This is a genomic window from Lysobacter sp. Root604 (genome assembly GCF_001427505.1).
In the GTDB taxonomy this organism is placed as follows: domain Bacteria; phylum Pseudomonadota; class Gammaproteobacteria; order Xanthomonadales; family Xanthomonadaceae; genus Lysobacter.
This window is the reverse complement of record NZ_LMGS01000009.1, coordinates 1466783-1485363: the sequence shown is the minus strand read 5'-3', so window position 1 is coordinate 1485363 and position 18581 is coordinate 1466783. Positions and strand designations below refer to the sequence as shown.

Annotated in this window: 17 protein-coding genes, 1 tRNA gene and 1 riboswitch; of the genes, 7 read left to right on the top strand and 11 right to left on the bottom strand. The window is 68.1% G+C overall.

All coding sequences use genetic code 11. The annotated features are described in order from the left end of the window. The first annotated feature begins 93 nt into the window (after positions 1-93). Together ASD69_RS14865 and bchE are read left to right on the top strand one after the other, a co-directional pair. Positions 94-324 carry a DUF3955 domain-containing protein gene (locus ASD69_RS14865; protein WP_200943998.1) on the top strand — a complete coding sequence of 77 codons (231 nt, stop codon included), beginning with the start codon at positions 94-96 and terminating at the stop codon, positions 322-324. Positions 325-345: 21 nt separating this feature from the next. Next, on the top strand, positions 346-1899 hold the full coding sequence (gene bchE, locus ASD69_RS14860) for a magnesium-protoporphyrin IX monomethyl ester anaerobic oxidative cyclase (RefSeq protein ID WP_056179518.1): 1554 nt from the start codon (positions 346-348) through the stop codon (positions 1897-1899). A 47-nt stretch (positions 1900-1946) separates the two neighbouring features. On the opposite strand, the gene ASD69_RS14855 is transcribed toward bchE, so the two are convergent. After that, positions 1947-4475, bottom strand: coding sequence for a prolyl oligopeptidase family serine peptidase (locus tag ASD69_RS14855; RefSeq protein ID WP_056179516.1), 2529 nt, complete (start codon positions 4473-4475; stop codon positions 1947-1949). Between the two features lie 158 nt (positions 4476-4633). Further along, a riboswitch (S-adenosyl-L-homocysteine riboswitch) is annotated at positions 4634-4713 on the top strand. Positions 4714-4780: 67 nt separating this feature from the next. On the opposite strand from ASD69_RS14855, the gene ahcY reads away from it, so the two are divergent. After that, positions 4781-6211: an adenosylhomocysteinase gene (gene ahcY, locus ASD69_RS14850; protein ID WP_056179513.1), complete on the top strand. Its 1431-nt coding sequence runs from the start codon at positions 4781-4783 to the stop codon at positions 6209-6211. Positions 6212-6612: 401 nt separating this feature from the next. Here the strand turns inward: ahcY and ASD69_RS14845 are convergent, their stop codons facing one another. Further along, positions 6613-7296, bottom strand: coding sequence for a GNAT family N-acetyltransferase (locus ASD69_RS14845; protein WP_056179510.1), 684 nt, complete (start codon positions 7294-7296; stop codon positions 6613-6615). Between the two features lie 143 nt (positions 7297-7439). Between ASD69_RS14845 and metF the strand changes: the two genes are divergently transcribed. From metF to ASD69_RS14825, 4 genes are all read left to right on the top strand, one after another. Further along, a complete protein-coding gene (metF, locus tag ASD69_RS14840) occupies positions 7440-8264 on the top strand; it encodes a methylenetetrahydrofolate reductase [NAD(P)H] (protein WP_056179507.1) in 825 nt (274 codons plus the stop codon). A 109-nt stretch (positions 8265-8373) separates the two neighbouring features. Then, positions 8374-9018 carry a hypothetical protein gene (locus ASD69_RS14835; protein WP_056179504.1) on the top strand — a complete coding sequence of 215 codons (645 nt, stop codon included), beginning with the start codon at positions 8374-8376 and terminating at the stop codon, positions 9016-9018. 94 nt (positions 9019-9112) lie between these two features. Further along, positions 9113-10027 carry a branched-chain amino acid transaminase gene (locus ASD69_RS14830; protein WP_056179502.1) on the top strand — a complete coding sequence of 305 codons (915 nt, stop codon included), beginning with the start codon at positions 9113-9115 and terminating at the stop codon, positions 10025-10027. A gap of 25 nt (positions 10028-10052) precedes the next feature. Beyond that, positions 10053-10739, top strand: a complete 687-nt coding sequence (locus ASD69_RS14825) for a hypothetical protein (RefSeq protein ID WP_056179499.1) — start codon at positions 10053-10055, stop codon at positions 10737-10739. Positions 10740-10760: 21 nt separating this feature from the next. Here ASD69_RS14825 and ASD69_RS14820 read toward each other — a convergent pair whose 3' ends face one another. The 9 genes from ASD69_RS14820 to ASD69_RS14780 form a co-directional block, all read right to left on the bottom strand. Then, on the bottom strand, positions 10761-12110 hold the full coding sequence (locus tag ASD69_RS14820; protein ID WP_056179496.1) for a HAMP domain-containing sensor histidine kinase: 1350 nt from the start codon (positions 12108-12110) through the stop codon (positions 10761-10763). Positions 12111-12114: 4 nt separating this feature from the next. After that, positions 12115-12795 carry a response regulator transcription factor gene (locus ASD69_RS14815; protein ID WP_056179494.1) on the bottom strand — a complete coding sequence of 227 codons (681 nt, stop codon included), beginning with the start codon at positions 12793-12795 and terminating at the stop codon, positions 12115-12117. A gap of 485 nt (positions 12796-13280) precedes the next feature. After that, positions 13281-14192: a 30S ribosomal protein S6--L-glutamate ligase gene (rimK, locus tag ASD69_RS14810; RefSeq protein WP_056179491.1), complete on the bottom strand. Its 912-nt coding sequence runs from the start codon at positions 14190-14192 to the stop codon at positions 13281-13283. After that, a complete protein-coding gene (locus ASD69_RS14805; RefSeq protein WP_056179488.1) occupies positions 14189-14659 on the bottom strand; it encodes a RimK/LysX family protein in 471 nt (156 codons plus the stop codon). Before ASD69_RS14805 ends, rimK begins: the two co-directional genes overlap by 4 nt. Positions 14660-15013: 354 nt before the next feature. Further along, on the bottom strand, positions 15014-15427 hold the full coding sequence (locus ASD69_RS14800; protein ID WP_056179484.1) for a GFA family protein: 414 nt from the start codon (positions 15425-15427) through the stop codon (positions 15014-15016). 20 nt (positions 15428-15447) lie between these two features. Continuing rightward, a complete protein-coding gene (locus ASD69_RS14795; RefSeq protein ID WP_056179481.1) occupies positions 15448-15930 on the bottom strand; it encodes an SRPBCC domain-containing protein in 483 nt (160 codons plus the stop codon). Continuing rightward, positions 15927-16256 carry a metalloregulator ArsR/SmtB family transcription factor gene (locus tag ASD69_RS14790; RefSeq protein ID WP_056179477.1) on the bottom strand — a complete coding sequence of 110 codons (330 nt, stop codon included), beginning with the start codon at positions 16254-16256 and terminating at the stop codon, positions 15927-15929. Before ASD69_RS14790 ends, ASD69_RS14795 begins: the two co-directional genes overlap by 4 nt. 319 nt (positions 16257-16575) lie before the next feature. Next, positions 16576-16646: transfer RNA gene (locus ASD69_RS14785), tRNA-Gly, on the bottom strand. Between the two features lie 79 nt (positions 16647-16725). Further along, positions 16726-18543: an autotransporter domain-containing esterase gene (locus ASD69_RS14780; RefSeq protein ID WP_056179475.1), complete on the bottom strand. Its 1818-nt coding sequence runs from the start codon at positions 18541-18543 to the stop codon at positions 16726-16728. Positions 18544-18581: the final 38 nt, after the last annotated feature.

Sequence of the window (18581 nt, the reverse complement as noted above, 5' to 3'; positions counted from 1 at the left end):
CCGGTGCGCGCCACCTTCGCTTCACAGACGCCTCATCCTGCGCGCACCCGCAGGGCCCAGCCTGATGCCACCGCCGCTCAGGAGCCCGTCGTCGTGTCCAGCCCGTCCCTAACCTCGCAAGTCGCCGTGTCGCTGCTGTGCCTGGGCAGCCTGTGTCTGATCGCGTTCCGCCTGATCGGTGTCAGCATCGACGAAGACGGCGTGCTGCACGAGCCGTTCGCGCTGATACCGATCGGCTACGCGCTGATCGCGAGCGGCGCGGTGGTCGGCACGGTCGGCCTGGTCCGCGCCGCCTTGGGCGCCCTCGCCCGTCGTCGCCGCTGATAGCAGCCAGGAGCGGTCGCCATGGATCCCAACGATTTCCGCATCCTGCTGCTGAATCCGCCGCACACCGCGATCGGCAGCCGCATCCCGCGCGAGCAACTGCCGCCGCTGGGCCTGCTCAGCATCGGCGGACCCTTGATCGACGCAGGCTTCGCGGTCGAACTGCTGGACGCCGAGTTCGGTCCGCTGACGATCGACGAGATCGTGCGGCGCGTACTCGCGGCCGCGCCCGATCTGCTGATGGTCGGTCACTCCGGCTCGACCTCGGCGCATCCGACCATCGCCCGCATCGCCGCGCGCCTCAAGCGCGAGCGTCCGCAGCTGCGCATCGTCTACGGCGGCGTCTATCCGACCTATCACTGGCGCGACGTGCTGGAGCGCGAAGCCGCGGTGGACATCGTGGTGCGCGGCGAGGGCGAGCGCACCGCGACCCTGCTCGCGCAGGCGCTGGCGCGCGGCGAGGACCTGGCCAGCGTGCCGGGGCTGGCCTATCGCCGCGACGACGGCCGCATCTTGGAGACCGGCCAGGCCGAGATGATCCTGGACCTGGACCAGTGCCGGGTCGGCTGGGAGCTGATCGACCACGACCGCTATTCCTACTGGGGCGGCATGAAGGCGGTGGTGGTGCAGTTCTCGCGCGGCTGCCCCTACCTGTGCAGCTACTGCGGCCAGCGCGGCTTCTGGAGCCGCTGGCGCCATCGCGATCCGGTCAAATTCGCGCGCGAGCTCGCGCGCCTGCACCGCGAACACGGCGTGCGCCTGATCAACTTCGCCGACGAGTTGCCGACCGGTTCGCGCAAAGCCTGGCAGGCCTTCCTGGAGGCGTTGATCGCGGAGAACGTCGATCTGACCCTGGTCGGCTCGACCCGCGCCGGCGACATCGTGCGCGACGCCGACATCCTGCACCTGTACAAGCGCGCGGGCGTGATCCGTTTCCTGCTCGGCATCGAGAGCTATTCCGAAGCCACCCTGAGCAAGATCCGCAAGGGCGCCAGCGTCAGCGAGGACCGCGAAGCGATCCGTCTGCTGCGCGCGCACGGGATCATCTCGATGGCGACCTATGTGGTGGGCTTCGACGAGGAGCGCGATCGCGACTACTGGAATTCGCTGCGCCACCTGCTGCGCTACGACCCCGACCAGATCCAACTGCTCTACGTCACCCCGCATCGTTGGACGCCCTATTACGACAGCGTCGCCGACCGGCGCGTGATCCAGACCGACGCGCGCAAGTGGGACTACAAGCATCAGGTGCTGGCGACCACGCGGGTGCCGCCGTGGCGGGTGCTGCTGTGGGTGAAGGCGATCGAGGCGATCGTGCAGTTGCGCCCGCGCGCGCTCCACCGCAGCCTGCTGCACCCCGACCGCGAGGTGCTCAAGGGCATGCGCTGGTACGTGCGCATGGGCCGGCGGGTGTGGCTGCGCGAGCTGTTCGAGTTCTTCTTCGCCGGCGGACGCAGCCGCAACGGGCCCAGCGTCGAGGAATTCTGGGGTGCCTCGCTGTCGGCGCAGGAGTATGCCCTGGCCAAACCGCAGCGGCGACGGATTCCGATCCGCAGCCTCACGCCCCCGCCTTGAAACGAGAAGGGGCGCCTAGGCGCCCCTTCTCGCGCGGCTGCCGGCGCTTACTTGCCGGCCTTGCTCTTTCCGCCCTTGCCCTCGGCCTGCCCCGCCTTGGCCTCGGCCTTGCCGTTCTTGACGTAGCGTTCCAGCCAGTCGTTCGACTCGGCCAGCATGTGCAGGATCGACTCGCGCGCGCGGTAGCCGTGCGCCTCGTTGGGCAGCATCACCAGGCGGGCGTTGCCGCCCAGGCCCTTGATCGCGGCGTACATGCGTTCGCTCTGGATCGGGAAGGTGCCGGAGTTGTTGTCCTGCTCGCCGTGGATCAGCAGGATCGGATCCTTGATCTTGTCGGCGAAATTGAACGGCGACATGGTTTCGTAGGTGCTCTGCGCCTGCCAGTAATTGCGCTCCTCGGCCTGGAAACCGAACGGCGTCAGGGTGCGGTTGTAGGCGCCGCTGCGGGCGATGCCGGCCTTGAACAGGCGCGTGTGCGCGAGCAGGTTGGCGGTCATGAAGGCGCCGTAGGAATGGCCGCCGATGGCGATGCGTTCGCGATCGGCGACGCCGCGCCGCACCACCTCGTCCACCGCCGCCTGGGCGCTGGAAGTGAGCTGTTCCAGATAGGTGTCGTTGGGCTCCTTGTCGCCCTCGCCCACGATCGGCATCGAAGGATCGTCGAGCACCGCATAGCCCATCGCCAGGAAAGCCTGCGGGCCCCAATAGCTGATCGCGTTGAAGCGGTAAGGCGAGTCGGTGACCTGGCTGGCGGCGCTGGCGGATTTGAACTCCTGCGGATAGGCCCACATCAGCAGCGGCAGCGGGCCGTCGCGCTTGGGCTCGTAGTTCGGCGGCAGGTAGAGCGTGCCGGTGAGCTCGACGCCGTCGGCGCGCTTGTAGCGGATCTGCTCCTTCTTGACGTCCTTGAGCTGCGGCGTGGGATGCGCGAAGCGGGTCAGCGCGGTCGGCGCGGCCTCGGCCTGGCTCAGGTCGCGAATGTAGTAGTTGGTCGGCTCGGTCGGCGATTCGCGCGTGCTGATGACGCGCGTGCCGGCGTTGTCGAGCAGCGCGCGCGGGTACTCGTAGTACGGCGCCTGCGAGTGGAACAGACGGGTCTTCTTGCCGTCGGCGAGATTCAACTTGTCCACGAACGGGCGGTCGCCTTCGGCCGAGGCGCCGTCGCCGATCAGGAACACGTTGTCGCCCTCCAGGATCAGGCGCGGATTGCCGGCCGCATCGCTCTGCGTGGCCGGCGTACCGGGGTCGTTGTAGCGGTCCTCGTAGGAGCCTTCGAACACCAGCTGCGGTTCGCGGCCGACGTCGTCCGGCGCCACGCGCCACTGCTTGGTCTGGCGGGTCTTCCACCACGACTCGCTGATCAGGGCCAGGTCGCCACGGCCCCATTCGATGTCGGACACGCGCGTGCCCAACCGCGCCAGGGTCACCGGCGGCTGCTCGAACGGCGCGGCCTGCATCAGCACCGCATCGCGGATCGCGACCTGCTTGGCCGGATCGCCGCCGTCCTGGGCCTCGGCCCAGACCAGGGTCGCCGGCGCATCGGCGCGCCAGCCGATATCGCGCACGCCGGTGGGCACCGCGTCGTTGCCGTTGGGCAGTCCCTCGAACAGCGGCAGCTTGGCGATTTCGTTGACCAGCTTGCCGTCCAGCGCCAGCACTTCGATCCGGCGCGGGAAGTAGAACGAGGGCACCACGTAGGAGAACGGCCGCTCGATCCGCTGCGCGAGCAGCAACTTGCCGTCCGGCGACGGCGTCAGCGACTGGTAGAGATCGGGCAGGCCGACCTTGGCGAGCTTGCCGCTCAGATCGATCAGGGCCGGCTGCGAGCGCAGGTAGTGCGCGAACAAGCGCGCGTCGGCCTCGTTCTTGAGCAGGTCCTGGTAGGTGCGCAGCTGGCGCACCGAGCCGCCGGCCTGGGTCTGCTGGGTGGCGGGACCGGTCGGGATGCCGTCGGACGCGGGCGGCGCGCCCTGGTTTTCGGGCTGCAGTTGCACCAGCAGGCGGCGGCTGTCGGGCATCCAGGTGTAGCCGCGTCCGCTGACGGTGTTGAGCGGCTGCGCGGTCAGACGACGCGCGCTGCGCGTGGCCACATCGACCACCCACAGCTCGTTGGCGCCGGTCTTGGCGTCGACGTGGTTGAAGGCGATCTGGCTCTGATCCGGCGACCAGCTGACGCTGGCCAGGGCCAGCGGCTGCGGCAGGCCCTGCAGGCGCAGGTCCTTGCGGGTCGCGATATCCAGCAGCCACAAATCGGTGCCGAAGCTGAATCGGCTCTGGGCGTAGGTGCGCGGATTGATGCGCACGCCGGCGAGCTTGAGCTCGGGCTGCGCGACCACGTCGATGCCGGGCAGATTGGGCACCTGCATCATCGCCGCCAGATCGCGGCGCGGGCTCAGCATCAGCTGCGGCGGACGCGGGGCGTCGACCAGGGCCTGCAGCGCGGCCGGCGGCAGGCGGTAGCCGTTGTCGGCGGCGGCGGGCTTGGCCGGCGCGGCCGCGAACACGGCAACCGGCGCCAGCAACAGGGTGGCGATCAGGGCCAGGGAGACACAACCAGGCCGTAAGGGCTTCTTCATGGGCGATCCGCTTGCGTAGTGATGGCGGAACGGCCGCGCCGCGGCGGTGGATCCCCTGCCGGCGGGCGGTCCGTCGATGAACGGGGCCGGGCGCCAGAGCCCTCCCCTGAGTCGAGAATAGCGGCTTCCGGCGGCGACTACCGGTACAATTCTGCCGGTTCGCCGAGGGGCGCTGCGACCGCGACGCAAGAGCGCGGCCAGGCTTGGCGGATTCCAAACGTAACGGCGCCCGATGTCCGCGGTCCCCGCGCATTCCGGCCCCATGCCGGTCTCGACGCGGCAGACCCCAAAAATCGGAGCTAAAAATGAACGCAGTAGCCAAGACCTTCTCCACCGACGGCGATTACAAGGTCGCCGACATCTCGCTGGCCGATTGGGGCCGCAAGGAACTCGATATCGCCGAGCACGAGATGCCGGGCCTGATGTCGATCCGCAAGAAGTACGCCGCCGCGCAGTCGCTCAAGGGCGTGCGCGTGACCGGTTCGCTGCACATGACCATCCAGACCGCGGTCCTGATCGAGACCCTGAAGGACCTCGGCGCCGACGTGCGCTGGGCGTCGTGCAACATCTTCTCGACCCAGGACCACGCCGCCGCCGCGATCGCGGCCACCGGCACCCCGGTGTTCGCCTGGAAGGGCGAAACCCTCGAGGAATACTGGGATTGCACGCTCGACGCGCTGACCTTCCCGGGCGGCAAGGGCCCGGAACTGGTCGTCGACGACGGCGGCGACGTGACCCTGCTGATCCACAAGGGCTATGAGCTCGAGAACGGCTCCAAGTGGGTCGACGAGCCGGCCTCCTCGCACGAAGAGCAGATCATCAAGAACCTGCTCAAGCGCGTCGCCAAGGAGCGTCCGGGCTTCTGGCACACCGTGGTCAAGGACTGGAAGGGCGTCTCCGAAGAGACCACCACGGGCGTGCACCGCCTGTACCAGCTGGCCGAAGCCGGCACCCTGCTGGTCCCGGCGATCAACGTCAACGACTCGGTCACCAAGTCCAAGTTCGACAACCTGTACGGCTGCCGCGAGTCGCTGGCCGATGGCCTCAAGCGCGCGATGGACGTGATGCTGGCCGGCAAGGTCGCGGTGGTGTGCGGCTACGGCGACGTCGGCAAGGGCTCGGCCCACTCGCTGCGCGCCTACGGCGCCCGCGTCGTGGTCACCGAGATCGACCCGATCAACGCCCTGCAGGCCGCGATGGAAGGTTTCGAAGTCAACACCGTCGAGAGCACCCTGGGCCGTGGCGACATCTACGTCACCACCACCGGCAACAAGGACGTGCTGACGCTCGAGCACATGTCGCAGATGAAGGATCAGGCCATCGTCTGCAACATCGGCCACTTCGACAACGAGATCCAGGTCGATGCGCTGAACGCTTCGGGCGCGACCAAGCTCAACATCAAGCCGCAGGTCGACAAGTACACCTTCAAGAACGGCAACTCGATCTTCCTGCTGGCCGAAGGCCGCCTGGTCAACCTGGGCTGCGCCACCGGCCACCCGAGCTTCGTGATGTCGAACTCGTTCTCCAACCAGACCCTGGCGCAGATCGACCTGTGGGCGAACAAGGACAGCTACGAGGCCAAGGTCTACATCCTGCCGAAGAAGCTGGACGAGGAAGTCGCGCGTCTGCACCTGGAAAAGATCGGCGTGAAGCTGACCCGTCTGACCGACGACCAGGCCGCCTACCTGGGCGTGTCGGCCGACGGCCCGTACAAGCCGGATCACTACCGCTACTGATCGACGCCGGCCGCGAGGCTGTTGCGAAGCAAGACGAAAGCGGGCGCCTCGGCGCCCGTTTTTTTTGGGCGAGTTGTAGCGCGATCGGGAGGACGCGCGCGTGTCATGGCATCGCGAGGCCGTGCGGTTGCCACCGCACGCTACGCGCTCGCCCTTGTAGGAACGGCAATGGCGAGCATCCACTTTCGATGCGCCAACCTACCCCGTCGCAAGCTACGCGCTGGCCCCTGTAGGAGCGGCGCAAGCCGCGACCGCGCAGGCGGCCGAAGCGACGCGGTCGCGGCTTACGCCGCTCCTACCCCAAAGCCGCGGCTTCGAGAATGACGCAACGCTATGATTGCCTGCGGACGCCTGGCTCTCTGTGGGAGCGGCGTAAGCCGCGATCGCGCCAGCCAGCGAAGCTACGCCTGCACCCGCCGCAACGACCAGAACGGAATCTCGCGCCGCAGCCGATAACCGTTTTGCTCGTACAGCCCGATCGCGCGCGGATTCTCCTGGCTCACGTGCAGAAACGGGATCAACCCGCGCGCGTGGTTATCGTTGGACAGGAACACCAGCAACCGGCGCGCATAGCCGCGGCCGTTGAAATCCGGATGCGTGCAGACCGCGCTGATCTCGGTGTACGCCTGCGTGCCCATGCGCTCGCCGATCATCGCCGCCAGCCGGCCGTCCTGATAGATGCCGAAGTAGCGCCCCAGCTCGGGCGTGCGCGGCCTGAAATAATGCGGATACACCAACGCGGTCAGCGCCAGCACGTCCTCGCGCCGGCTCTCGTCCAGGGGCACGATCTGCGGACCCTCGACCGCGGCGACCGGTCGCTCGCAGATCATCTGCGCCAGCTCGGCCAGATGCGTGAGCTGCCAGCGCGCGGACACCGCTGGCGCGCGCCCCAGCACCAGCGCCGTGTCGCCGGCCGGCACCAGGGTTTCCAGCGCGTCCTCGACCGCGGCGCCCGCCTCGGGCACGCCCAGGAACGGCGCCACCTGGGCGGGATAGCGCGCGGCCGCGCCGGCGCTCAGCGCCAGCGCGCGATGCCGGCTGGCCAGGGATTCCCAGATCGGGTTGTCGAGCACCTGTTCGGACATGCGTGTTCACCGTATGCGCGCAGCGGGGTCTAAAGCCAGGTTTGGGCCGGCAGGGCCTGCGATCAAGGGCTGGCCCAACTTGATTTTATTTCATCGCGATGAAGAGATACCATGGACGCCACTCCGTCGCCTGCCCCGCGCCCATGCTGCCGATCAGTTTCGAGTTCTATCCGCCCAAGACCGACGAGCAGCGCGCGCAGTTGGACAAGACCGCGGCCAAGCTCAAGGCGCGCAAGCCGCACTACGTGTCCTGCACCTTCGGCGCCGGCGGTTCGACCCTGAGCTACACCCCGGACACCGTGCGCCATCTGCGCGATGCGCATAGCCTGGACGCCGCGCCGCATCTGTCCTGCGTGGGCGGCACCCGCGCCGAGATCCGCCAACTGCTGAACCAGTACCGCGAGATCGGCTGCCGTCGCCTGGTCACCCTGCGCGGCGACCTGCCCTCGGGCATGGCCAGCGCCGGCGACCTGCGCTACGCCAACGAGCTGGTCGAGTTCATCCGCGCCGAAACCGGCGACCACTTCCATATCGAAGTCGCCGCTTATCCGGAAATGCATCCGCAGGCGCGCGACGCGCACAGCGATCTGGAGAACTTCAAGCGCAAGGTCCGCGCCGGCGCCAACGGCGCGATCACCCAGTACTTCTACAACGCCGACGCCTATTTCCGCTTCGTCGACGACGTGCGCGCGGCCGGCATCGAGGTGCCGATCGTGCCGGGCATCATGCCGATCGCCAACTTCAGCCAGCTGCGCCGCTTCTCCGACCTGTGCGGCGCCGAGATCCCGCGCTGGATCCAGCAGCGCATGATGGCTTACGGCGACGACGTCGACAGCCTGCGCGAGTTCGGCGCCGACGTGGTCGCGCAGCTATGCCAGCGCCTGATCGACGGCGGCGCGCCCGGCCTGCACTTCTACACGCTCAACCTGTCCAAGCCGACCCTGAGCGTGCTCTCGCGCCTGAGCTGAACCGACCGGCGCGCTCCGGCTTGCGCCGGGGCCGCGCAGGCTGCCGCAGCGTGAACGGACTGCGACCGCCGCACTGTCGCCGGTTACGCGCCGGCGCTACGCTGCGGCGATGCCTTGGTACGTCCGTGTCTGCGCCCTAGCCCTGCTGTCGCTCGCGGCCCTGTTGTGGCCGCGCGAAAGCCAGGCCCAGATCCGGCGCTGCGTCGGCCCGGACGGCGCGGCGGTGTTCACCGACCGCCGTTGCGAGGACATCGGCAGCAGCGACAGCCTCCCACGCGCGCCCGCCGGCGCGGCCGCATCCAAGGGCGGCTATCGCGGCGGCTGCGCGCGCAACGTGCAGGATCTGGTGTACCAGATGACCAGCGCGATCGACGCCCACGACGGCAATCGGCTGGCCGGGGTCTATCACTGGACCGGCATGTCCGGCAGCACCGCTTATTCGGTGCTGGAACGCCTGGAAACCATCGCCCGGCGGCCCTTGGTCGATATCGTGCCGATCATGCCGGCCGCGGCCGCACCGCCGGTCGTAGCGCCGCCGACGCAGAACCCGGGCTGGGTCGAGGTCGATCCCACGGCCGACATCGAGCCCGGCTCCGAGCTCGCACCCGCCGCGCCCGAACCCGAGTACGTGCCGCAGGCCCGCCGCCTGCCGGTGGCGCTGCGGGTCGAGCAGACCCTGGCCAACGGCAGCACGCCCTCGCACACCGTGTTCGGACTGATCCGGCACTTCGGCTGCTGGTGGATCAAGGGCTGAGCGTCGGCACACCCTGAGCGTACCGATGCGTGCGGATGGGCCCGGCCGCGCCGACAGGGCACAATAGCGGTTTCTCCCCCCACGGAAGCCGGCGATGCAATACCCCGAATGGATCTGGCACAACGGCGCGATCAAGCGCTGGGCCGAAGCCACCACCCACGTGATGTCGCACGCGCTGCATTACGGCTCGTCGGTGTTCGAAGGCATCCGCAGCTACGAAACGCCGGACGGGCCGAAGATCTTCCGCCTGACCGAGCACAACACGCGCTTGTTCGCCTCGGCCAAGATCTACGACATGCCGATGCCGTACACGGTCGAACAGGTCAATCAGGCCTGCCGCGACGTGCTCAAGGCCAACGACTACACCACCGATTACCTGCGTCCGGTCGCCTACCGCGGCCTGGGCGGCTTCGGCCTGTCCGCCGACACCCCGACCGACATGGCGGTGGCGACCTGGAAGATGGGCCAGTACCTGGGCGCCAGCGTGCTCGAACAGGGCATCGACGCCTGCGTGTCCAGCTGGCAGCGTTTCGCGCCGAATACCATTCCGGCCGGCGCCAAGGCCGGCGGCAACTACCTGTCGGGCCAGCTGGTCGCGCGCGAAGCGCGGCGCCTGGGCTTCGGCGAGGGCATCGCCCTGGCCTCGACCGGTCTGTTGTCCGAAGGCGCGGGCGAGAACCTGTTCCTGGTCTTCGACGGCGCGCTGCACACCACCCCGGTCAGCGCCGCGCTGCTCAACGGCATCACCCGCAACACCATCATCACTCTCGCCCGCGACGCGGGCTACACGGTGGTGGAACGCGATCTGCCGCGCGAATATTTGTACCTGTGCGACGAGCTGTTCATGTGCGGCACCGCCGCCGAGATCACCCCGATCCGTTCGGTCGACGGCCGTCAGGTCGGCGCCGGCAAGCCCGGCCCGGTGACCCAGCGCATGCAGGAACTGTTCTTCGGTCTGTTCAGCGGCAAGACGCCGGACAAGTACGGCTGGCTCGAACGCGTCGACTGAGCCGCATCCTCGGCTCACGGCGGCGATGGATTACCTCGAGCGCTACCGCAACGGCGAGCATCGTCAGGTGACGGCGGAGCTGACGCGGCTGGACCCGCGCGAGGGCGACGCGCGCATGCAGATGCGCGCGGTCGCCGAACTGGCGATGGAGCGGGTGGCGCACAACTGCCGGCTGCTCGTCCAGCGCCTGACGGCGCACGGCTATGCCTACTCGGTGTATTGCGACCCGGACGACGGCGGCGGCGTCTCGGCACCCTTGCTCGACGCCGATGCCGTAGCGCCGGCCATGTTGAAAACTCGGATCGGCGCGTTGCCGGTCACGCTGGAATGCTTCTGGCAGGCGATGGGCGGGGTCGCGCTCACCGGCACGCACCCCGATTTCCCCGACATGCTCGACCCTCTGGTGGTCTACCCGGCCGAGGCGCTGCTGGAAGAATCGGAGCAGGCCGAACGCGAGAACGACGGCCTATTCCACTTGGCGCTGTCGCCAGACGATTACCACAAGGACAACGTCAGCGGCGGCGCGCCCTACTCGGTGGCCCTGCCGCAGGACGGCTTCGACTTCGTGCTGCTGTACGAATCGCGCGAGGCCTATTTCCTCGACTACCTGCGCGCCGTCATCCTGCATCGCGGCGGTTTCGGCGCGCTGGACGCCCAAGCCGCCGGCGGCGTGCCGCTGAGCGCGCTCACCGAAGGGCTGCTGCCGTTCTGAGCGACGACGACGCTCAGCGTTTCAGCCGACCAGGGCGGTCGAACCGCCGAAGCTAAGCGTCGCCACCACGCCCTTCTCCTCGCCCGGCTTGACTCGCACGTCCCAGCCGTAGAGCTCGCACAAGCGGCGCACGATCGACAGGCCGATGCCGCCGCCCTGCGAATGGCCGGCGTGGGTGCCGCGGTAGCCGCGCTCGAACAGCTTGGCCGCGTCCTCGGCGCTGAGGCCGGGGCCGGAATCGATCACCTCCACCCAGCGCGGATGCAGGCGCACGATCACCTCGCCCTGGGTGGTGTACTTGACCGCATTGCCGATCAAATTGCCCAGCGCCACCGCGACCGCCGCTTCCGGCGCGTCCACGACCAGGCCACGCTCGCCTTCCACGCGCAGGTCCAGCGGCTTGCCGGCAAGCTGGGCGCGGTGCGCGTCCAGCAACTGCTCGGACAGGCGCGCGATGTCGGTGGCGCCGTGGCCGCGCTCGTTGCGCGACAGCAACAGCAGCGCGCTGATCAAGTCGGTGCATTGCTGCTCGGCGCGCTGGATGCGGGCCAGGCGGATGCGGGTCTTCTCGTCCAGGTCCGAGCGCGTAAGCAGCAGCTCGACCGCGCCCTTGATCACCGCCAGCGGCGTGCGCAGCTCGTGGCTGACGTCGGCGTTGAACTCGCGATCGCGCTGGACCACGTCGGTGAGGCGCTCGGCGTAATCGTCCAGGGCCTTGGCGAGCTCGCCGACCTCGTCGTCGGGGAAGTGCGTGGCCAGGCCTTCGGGTTGCGAGGCGCGGCCGGACAGGCGCAGGCGGCGCGCCAGTTCCGACACCGGGCTCATCACGCGCGAGGCCGCCCACCAGCCGACCAGCAACGACAGCAGGGTGAACACCAGCACCGAGCCGTAGATGGCGCGGTTGAATTGCTGCTCGCCGCGCGTGGTCGAGCTCATGTCGTAAGCGAGGAAGAACCAGGCGTTGGGCGTCTTGCGTACCGCGAGTTTGTAGGCGAAGGACTCGCCGTTCTCGTCCTGGCCGCGCAGGCCGTGGATGCCGTCCTTGAGTTCGAACCACTCCGGCCGGTTCACCCGCACCGAATCGAACTTGTCCGGGGTGTAGACGAAGGCGCGGATCTGGTCGACCGCGAACTCCGGGTTCTTCGGATCCTTCTCGAACTGCAACGCGAACTGGGTGATGTTGCGGTTCATCACGTCTTCGACCAGCGCGTTCTCGACCCGGGTGCGGGTCCAGTTGGTCGCGAACGCGAACATGGTCGTCAGCCCGAAGCCGAGCAGGACGAAGGACAGAATGATGCGGCTGCGCAAGCGCCGCCGATAGCGCACCCGTTTCTTGCGCCGCTCGGGCGCGGGCGATTCCCCTGTCGCCACGCGATCAACCGTTCTCGGGCGCCGCGATGCGGTAGCCGATGCCGTGGCGGGTCTGGATCAGGGGTGTGTCGAAGGGCTTGTCGACCACCGCGCGCAGGCCGTGGATGTGCACGCGCAGGCTGTCGGAGTCCGGCAGTTCCTCGCCCCACACGCGGGTTTCCAGTTCCTGGCGCGTGACCACCGCCGGCGAGGCTTCCATCAGCGCCTGCAGGATCTTCAGCGCGGTCGGATTGAGCTGCAGCAGCTTGCCCTGGCGACGCACTTCCAGCGTGTCCAGGTTGTATTCCAGATCGGCGGCGTTCAGCACCCGCGTCTGCACGCCGCGGCCGCGGCGCGAGAGCGCGTTCAAACGCACCTCGACTTCCTGCAGGGCGAAGGGCTTGATCAGATAGTCGTCGGCGCCGGAGTCGAAACCGGCCAGCTTGTTGTCCAGGCTGTCGCGCGCGGTCAGCATCAGCACCGGAGTCTGCTTGCGCGCTTCGTTGCGCAGCTTGCGGCAGACTTCCAGACCGTCCAGCCCGGGCAGATTCAGATCGAGCACGATCGCGTCGAAGTCGTGCACCACCGCCAGGTGCAGTCCGGTGATGCCGTCGGCGGCGAAATCCACGGTGTGGCCGCGGTCTTCGAGAAAATCGCCCAGATTGGCAGCGATGTCCTGGTTGTCTTCGATTACGAGTATGCGCATTGGACCTTCCTGTTTGAGCCTTCGACCCGAGGGCCGCGGCAAGGTTCCTGAACTCAGCGGCGGCGACGCGCGCCAGCCGATCATGAAGTCGAGGCGGCGAGGCTCACGATTCTGCCAGAGCCCGCGCTGTGCGCTTCTCACTCGCTCATGACGGGCCGCACCGGCAAACAAAGGCCCAAGCGCGGGGCCACCGCGCCTGGGCCAAAAGGGTATTGCCCCGATTACCGTAACCTGCTTCGACCAGATCGCTGACTTGGAAGAGCGGCATGCTGCGGTCCGGACACGCTACGCGGAAATCGATTAAACGGCTGTTAAAACGAATATTAATTATTTGTTAAACACAACCTGAAATCGCGCTTCGTTCAGGTCCGTGCTGGCGCCGCTGGCAAAGCCCGGGACGTCCGGCAGGGCGCGATGGCCGACGAATCAGACGGTTACCCGGCGTTCGCGGCAGATCGCGGCAAAACGCTAAAATGAGCGGTCCGTCACGATTTCTTGGCTGCCGCCCGTCGGGCCGAATGCCGCTTGGTGCGGCCGGCGACGTAGGCGATGACTTCGCCGGCCACGTCCACCCCGCTGGCCTCCTCGATGCCCTCCAGGCCGGGCGAGGCGTTGACCTCCAGCACCAGCGGGCCGCGATCGGAGCGGATCAGATCGACGCCGGCCACGCCCAAGCCGAGCACGCGCGCGGCGCGGATCGCCACGTCCTGCTCGGCCGCGCTGGCCTTGACGCCCTTGGCGGTGCCGCCGCGATGCAGGTTGGAACGGAAGTCGCCCTTGGGCGCCTGCCGCTTCATCGCCGCGACCACCTTGCCGCCGACCACGAAGCAACGCAGGTCCGCGCCCTTGGCCTCGGCGATGAATTCCTGCACCAGGAAATTGGCGTACAGGCCGCGCAGCGCCTCGATCACGCCGCGCGAGGCCGACAGCTTCTCGGTCAGCATCACGCCGGCGCCCTGGGTGCCCTCGTTGAGCTTGATCACGTGCGGCGGCGGGCCGAGCATCGACAGCAGGTCGGCGGTGTCGTCGGGGTTGTCGCCGAACACCGTCGCCGGCAGGCCGATGTGCTCGGCGGCCAGCAGCTGATGGCTGCGCAACTTGTCGCGCGCGCGCAGGATCGCGTCGGAGGAGTTCGGGGTGTAGGTGCCCATCAGCTCGAACTGGCGCAGCACCGCCGAGCCGTAGCGCGTGATCGAGGCGCCCACGCGCGGAATCACCGCGTGGTAGCCGGCGATCTCGCGGCCCTTGTAGTGCATCTCGAAGCCGTCCGAGTCGATGCGCATGTAGCAGCGCAGCGGGTCCAGCACGCGCACGCTGTGGCCGTGCTGGCGCGCGGCTTCGACCAGGCGCCGGGTCGAGTAGAGCTTGGTGTTGCGCGACAGGATCGCGAGCTTCATGACTGGGGGTTGTCCGAATGGGGTGCGGCAGGATTGGGCGCCGCCTTGCCGTGCAGGAACGAGCGAGCCGGATCTACCGTGAACACCCGCGCCATCGCGGTGCGGCCGAGCAGCATGGGGAAGCGCATGCCGCGACGATCCGCGAGGTTTATTTCAATTTCGCGTTCGACCCCGGCCAGACGCAGACCGGTGCGCACGAACACGCGCTCGCCGCGGTGGCCGCCGGAGTCGGTGACCACGCGTTCGTCGTGGACCGGCGCCAGGCATTCCACCACTTCCGCCCCGACCGCACCGGGGCTGAGACGGAAGCCGACCCAGGGTGCGCCGCCTTCGCTGAAGCGCCACTGCGCGTCGACGTGCAGCGCCGAGCTGCGCGCGCCGCTGTCGATCTTCGCGCGCAGGGCGGCCACGCCCAAGCCGGGCATCGCCACCCATTCCCGCCAACCGAGCACGATACGGGCTGCCATCGCGTCTCCGCTGCGTCGAGGTCGCCCTCAAGAAAAAACAGCGGCCGTCCGGATCAAGGGACGCGCCGCCGTCGCTGTCGGATCGGGCGCGCCGTCGCGGCGCGCATCGAACCGTGGAAGTGTGGCGCGGAGGGTCGGGCCGTGGATAGCAACCGGACCTTGCCCATCCCCGCCGCGGACGATCGAAAACTTAACGATCGACCGCTCGGGAAACCGCACCTGAAACCACGTCCATAGCCTACCTCAACAGCGCGGGGGACCTCCAGCGATGGGCGTGAGCGGCCGGTTCGCGGACACGAACCGAAGCATCGCCCCCGCGCGAACGATGCCGCGGCCTATCCCCGTGCGGTTCGCTTACTCGGGCATGCCGTCGAATTGCGGCAAGGCCGGATCCACGCGATCCCAGACGTGGCCGCGTGCGCGATAAGTGACCATCTGCGGCCGGTAACGGCCGGGGTCGTCGAGACTGGCCGCGTGCACGGTGAACACGTCGGGCATGGCCGAGAAGGTCAGGTACACCGGCGAGCCGCAGGTGGGACAGAACGCGCGCGTCTTGGCGTTGCCGCTGTCGCCCAGCAGATCCCAATGCGTCGCCGCGCCGCTGAGCTTCACCTGCGCTCGATTCGGGAACGACAGATACGATCCGTGCCCGGTACCGCTCTTGCGCTGGCAATCGCGGCACTGGCAATCGTTCATCGCCAAAGGTTCGCCGGAGATTTCGTAACGGATCGCGCCGCAGGCGCAACCGCCGGTGTAAGGCTCGCTCATGTTCGTATCCAGGTTGTGCTTCAGTGCAGGGAAGTCGGCGGCGCTTGTTCGGCCGCGACGCTGTCGAGCTGTTTGAACACCTTCGGCCAACCTTCGCTGAGGTTGCGGTAGGTGGCGTCGTTGCTGGGCGCGACGAAACCGGCGTGAACCAGGCGCAGGCGCGTGCCGCCTTCGGCCGGCGACAGGTCGAAACTCACCACGGTGTCCAACAAGGCACCGTAGCCGACGTTGCTGGCGTGGCCGCTGCGCCAGGCGAACGCGAGGCGCCGGTTCGGGCTTACCTCCAACACCTCGCAGTGGATCACGCCGTCCCAGGCGCCACCGGGCGTGGTCTGAAAGCTGAAGCGCTTGCCGACCACCGCTTCGAATCCGCTCGGCGGCATCAGCCAGCGCGCCATCAGCGCGCCGCTGGTCAGCGTGGCCCAGAGGATCTCCGGCGCGTGCGGAAATACCTCGTCCAGCACGATCGCCTGCGTGGCGCTCTGCGATGCCGCGTCGTTCATGGGTCGATTTCCTTCAAGAGAGTGCGCAGGCTGGCGAAACGTTCGCGCCAGAACACGCCGTAGTGGCTCATCCAATCGACCAGCGGCGCGAGGCCCTCGGGCTGAGCGCGGTAGTAGACCTTGCGACCCTCGGGCCGCTCGATCACCAGCCCGGCCTGCTTCAAGGATTTGAGGTGCTGGGAAATGGCGCCTTGCGTCACCCCGCTCCCGCGCGTGAGCTCGGCCACGGAGATCTCGTCGCTACCGACGACGCGCTCGAACACCGCGCGACGGGTGGGATCGGCGAGCGAGCGCATGACGACGTCGATGGGGGCGGCTTGGGTCATGAGAAAACATTAGCCAATGCTTATTAATTAGTCAATACTAATTATTCTAACGAACTCATGTCATTGATAAATAATGGATTATCGCTTTCGAAAGACAGGTGCCCCCTGCTCCACCCGGCATCGGCGCAGTGCCTCCAAGCCGCACGAATTCCCATCGGCACGCTGGCGACGTCGCGCAATCGACCGCAGCCGCGGACGATTGGCGTAAGCGAACGGCTACAGCGGCCCGATGCGGATCGGCCGCGGAGACTTGAAAGAAATAGAGGCTCGCGCGGAACGCGCTTCGAATACCCGTCGAACAACGTCGGGTGAAAGATCGAGCGGGTGATGGGAATCGAACCCACGCTAGCAGCTTGGGAAGCTGCAGTTCTACCATTGAACTACACCCGCATGCGGCGAAGTCTATGCGCGCCTACGCGGGTTGGCAAACCGCGCGGACCCGTGCGGACCCGCGCGGTTGCGATGCGGCTTAGAAGCCGGCGCCGATGGTGGCGAACACGGTGGCGTGGTTGCCGCCGGCCTGGCCCACGGTGACGCTGCTGCCGAGGTTGGCGTCGAGCCCGAACAGCTGGGTGCGCGCGCCGATCAGCAGGGTGCCGTAGCTCTGATCGAAGTCGTGACCGGGCACGGCGTAGGGCGCGGTGCCGGGCATCGACTGCAGACGCGCGAACACTTCCTTGTCGGCGTCTTCGAACTCGCGGTCGTAGGTCAGACGCGCGTAGGGCTTGAGGTGGTCGTTGATCGCGTAGCTCACCTGCCAGCCGGCGCTGCCGATCAGCGAGTCGAAGCTCTGATCGTTATAGGCCAGCGAAGTGGCCAGGGCCGGGTCGCTTTCCTTGAAGCCGTCGACATCGATGCGCTGGGCGACAAAACCGATCACCGGGCCGTGACGCAGCGCGCCGTCGCCGAATTCCCAACCGGCGCTGATCGCGGCGGTCAGGTTCTTGCCGTCGGTGGAGCCGCGGTGGACGCGGCTGGTCGGGCCCAGCACGACGCGGCGGTCGATGTCGTAATCGACCTTGGTCCAGCTGAGCTGGCCGTTGACCCAGGCGTTGGCGCCGTACCAGGCCGCGAAGCCGCCGAGGGTGGCGTCGCTCTGGTCGAACTCGCCGGCGTTGCGGCCGAAGTCCAGGCTCTGCTTGCCGAAGCCGGCGAAGCCGCCGAACACCCAGTCGCCGCGGGTCCAGTCGACGCCGCCGGCGATGCTGGGGCCGCTGCCGTCGTAGACGTCGCCCTTGCCGTAACGCTGGAAGTCGCCGCGCGCGTCGGCCCACCAGCGCATGCCATCGCCTTCCGGCTTGCCGGCCAGATGATTGGCGACGCGATCGGCGCGCGAACGGCCGACCATGGCTTCGGAGTTCGGCAGCAGCGCGATCTGACGCGGCGCTTCCAGGATAGACACGGCGTAGTCGCCGAGGATCTTGTGCGCGCGCGAGGACGGGTGCACGCCGTCGGCGAAGGCGTAGGTGTCCGGCGCGGTCGGGTTGACGTAGTTGAGCGGGCTGCAGGTGACCGACGAGGCGGTGATCTGCGGATTGCAGGCGGTGCCGGTGACGTTGGTGATGCCGTACGGCGCCGGGTTGGCGACGATCTCGCGCAGCAGGTTGAAGGTGTCGAGCGGGATCACGCGGTAGCCGGCCGTGGCCAGTCCGCCGAACAGGGCGTTGTTGTAGGTGGTCGACAGCTGCGTGCCCGCGGCCTGCTGGGCGGCGCCGCCGGCGCGGAACTGCGGGGTCAGGCCGAGGTCGGGGATGGTCGGCACCAGGATGTACTTGGCGCCGGCGTTGGTCAGCGTGCCGACCAGGCCGATCTGCGAGGTGACCGCGGCGCCGATCAGGGTCGGCGAACCGCCGCCGGCGACCGCGAACAGGTCGTTGGCGCCGCCCCAGACGGTGTACAGCGCGCGCGAATCGGCGCGGCCGCCGTTGGCGGCGAGGTAGCCGGTGACCTGGGTGGTCAGCGACGGGATCGGGCCCAGCGCGCCGGCAGTGTTGGTGCCGGTGCGGGCGCCGCCGACGGCGTAGTTGGTGCCGCCCTGGTTGTCGCTGACGGCGTTGGTGCCGTAGTAGTCGGCCAGGTACTCCGCCCAGACCAGGCCCGGATTGGTGGTGAAGCGGCCGATCTGGGCGCCGTTCGGGCCCACCGCCTGGATCAGCGCGGGGCGGAAGTGGCCGGAGTCGGTCAGGCTGTCGCCGAAGAAGACCGTCTGCGAATAGGTCTGGGCGAAGGCCGGCGCGGTCGCCAGCGCCAGGGCGGCGGCGAGCACGGTGCGAACGGGTTTGATCATGGGGTTCCCTGCGAGATCGTGAGGTGGTGTTGGTGTCG

Excerpts from the sequence above, each read along its gene's own strand:
- bchE (WP_056179518.1), top strand. The coding sequence starts at position 346 with ATGGATCCCAACGATTTCCGCATCCTGCTGCTGAATCCGCCGCACACC.
- ASD69_RS14855 (WP_056179516.1), bottom strand. The coding sequence starts at position 4,475 with ATGAAGAAGCCCTTACGGCCTGGTTGTGTCTCCCTGGCCCTGATCGCC.
- ahcY (WP_056179513.1), top strand. The coding sequence starts at position 4,781 with ATGAACGCAGTAGCCAAGACCTTCTCCACCGACGGCGATTACAAGGTC.
- ASD69_RS14845 (WP_056179510.1), bottom strand. The coding sequence starts at position 7,296 with ATGTCCGAACAGGTGCTCGACAACCCGATCTGGGAATCCCTGGCCAGC.
- metF (WP_056179507.1), top strand. The coding sequence starts at position 7,440 with ATGCTGCCGATCAGTTTCGAGTTCTATCCGCCCAAGACCGACGAGCAG.
- ASD69_RS14835 (WP_056179504.1), top strand. The coding sequence starts at position 8,374 with ATGCCTTGGTACGTCCGTGTCTGCGCCCTAGCCCTGCTGTCGCTCGCG.
- ASD69_RS14830 (WP_056179502.1), top strand. The coding sequence starts at position 9,113 with ATGCAATACCCCGAATGGATCTGGCACAACGGCGCGATCAAGCGCTGG.
- ASD69_RS14825 (WP_056179499.1), top strand. The coding sequence starts at position 10,053 with ATGGATTACCTCGAGCGCTACCGCAACGGCGAGCATCGTCAGGTGACG.
- ASD69_RS14815 (WP_056179494.1), bottom strand. The coding sequence starts at position 12,795 with ATGCGCATACTCGTAATCGAAGACAACCAGGACATCGCTGCCAATCTG.
- rimK (WP_056179491.1), bottom strand. The coding sequence starts at position 14,192 with ATGAAGCTCGCGATCCTGTCGCGCAACACCAAGCTCTACTCGACCCGG.
- ASD69_RS14805 (WP_056179488.1), bottom strand. The coding sequence starts at position 14,659 with ATGGCAGCCCGTATCGTGCTCGGTTGGCGGGAATGGGTGGCGATGCCC.
- ASD69_RS14800 (WP_056179484.1), bottom strand. The coding sequence starts at position 15,427 with ATGAGCGAGCCTTACACCGGCGGTTGCGCCTGCGGCGCGATCCGTTAC.
- ASD69_RS14795 (WP_056179481.1), bottom strand. The coding sequence starts at position 15,930 with ATGAACGACGCGGCATCGCAGAGCGCCACGCAGGCGATCGTGCTGGAC.
- ASD69_RS14790 (WP_056179477.1), bottom strand. The coding sequence starts at position 16,256 with ATGACCCAAGCCGCCCCCATCGACGTCGTCATGCGCTCGCTCGCCGAT.
- ASD69_RS14780 (WP_056179475.1), bottom strand. The coding sequence starts at position 18,543 with ATGATCAAACCCGTTCGCACCGTGCTCGCCGCCGCCCTGGCGCTGGCG.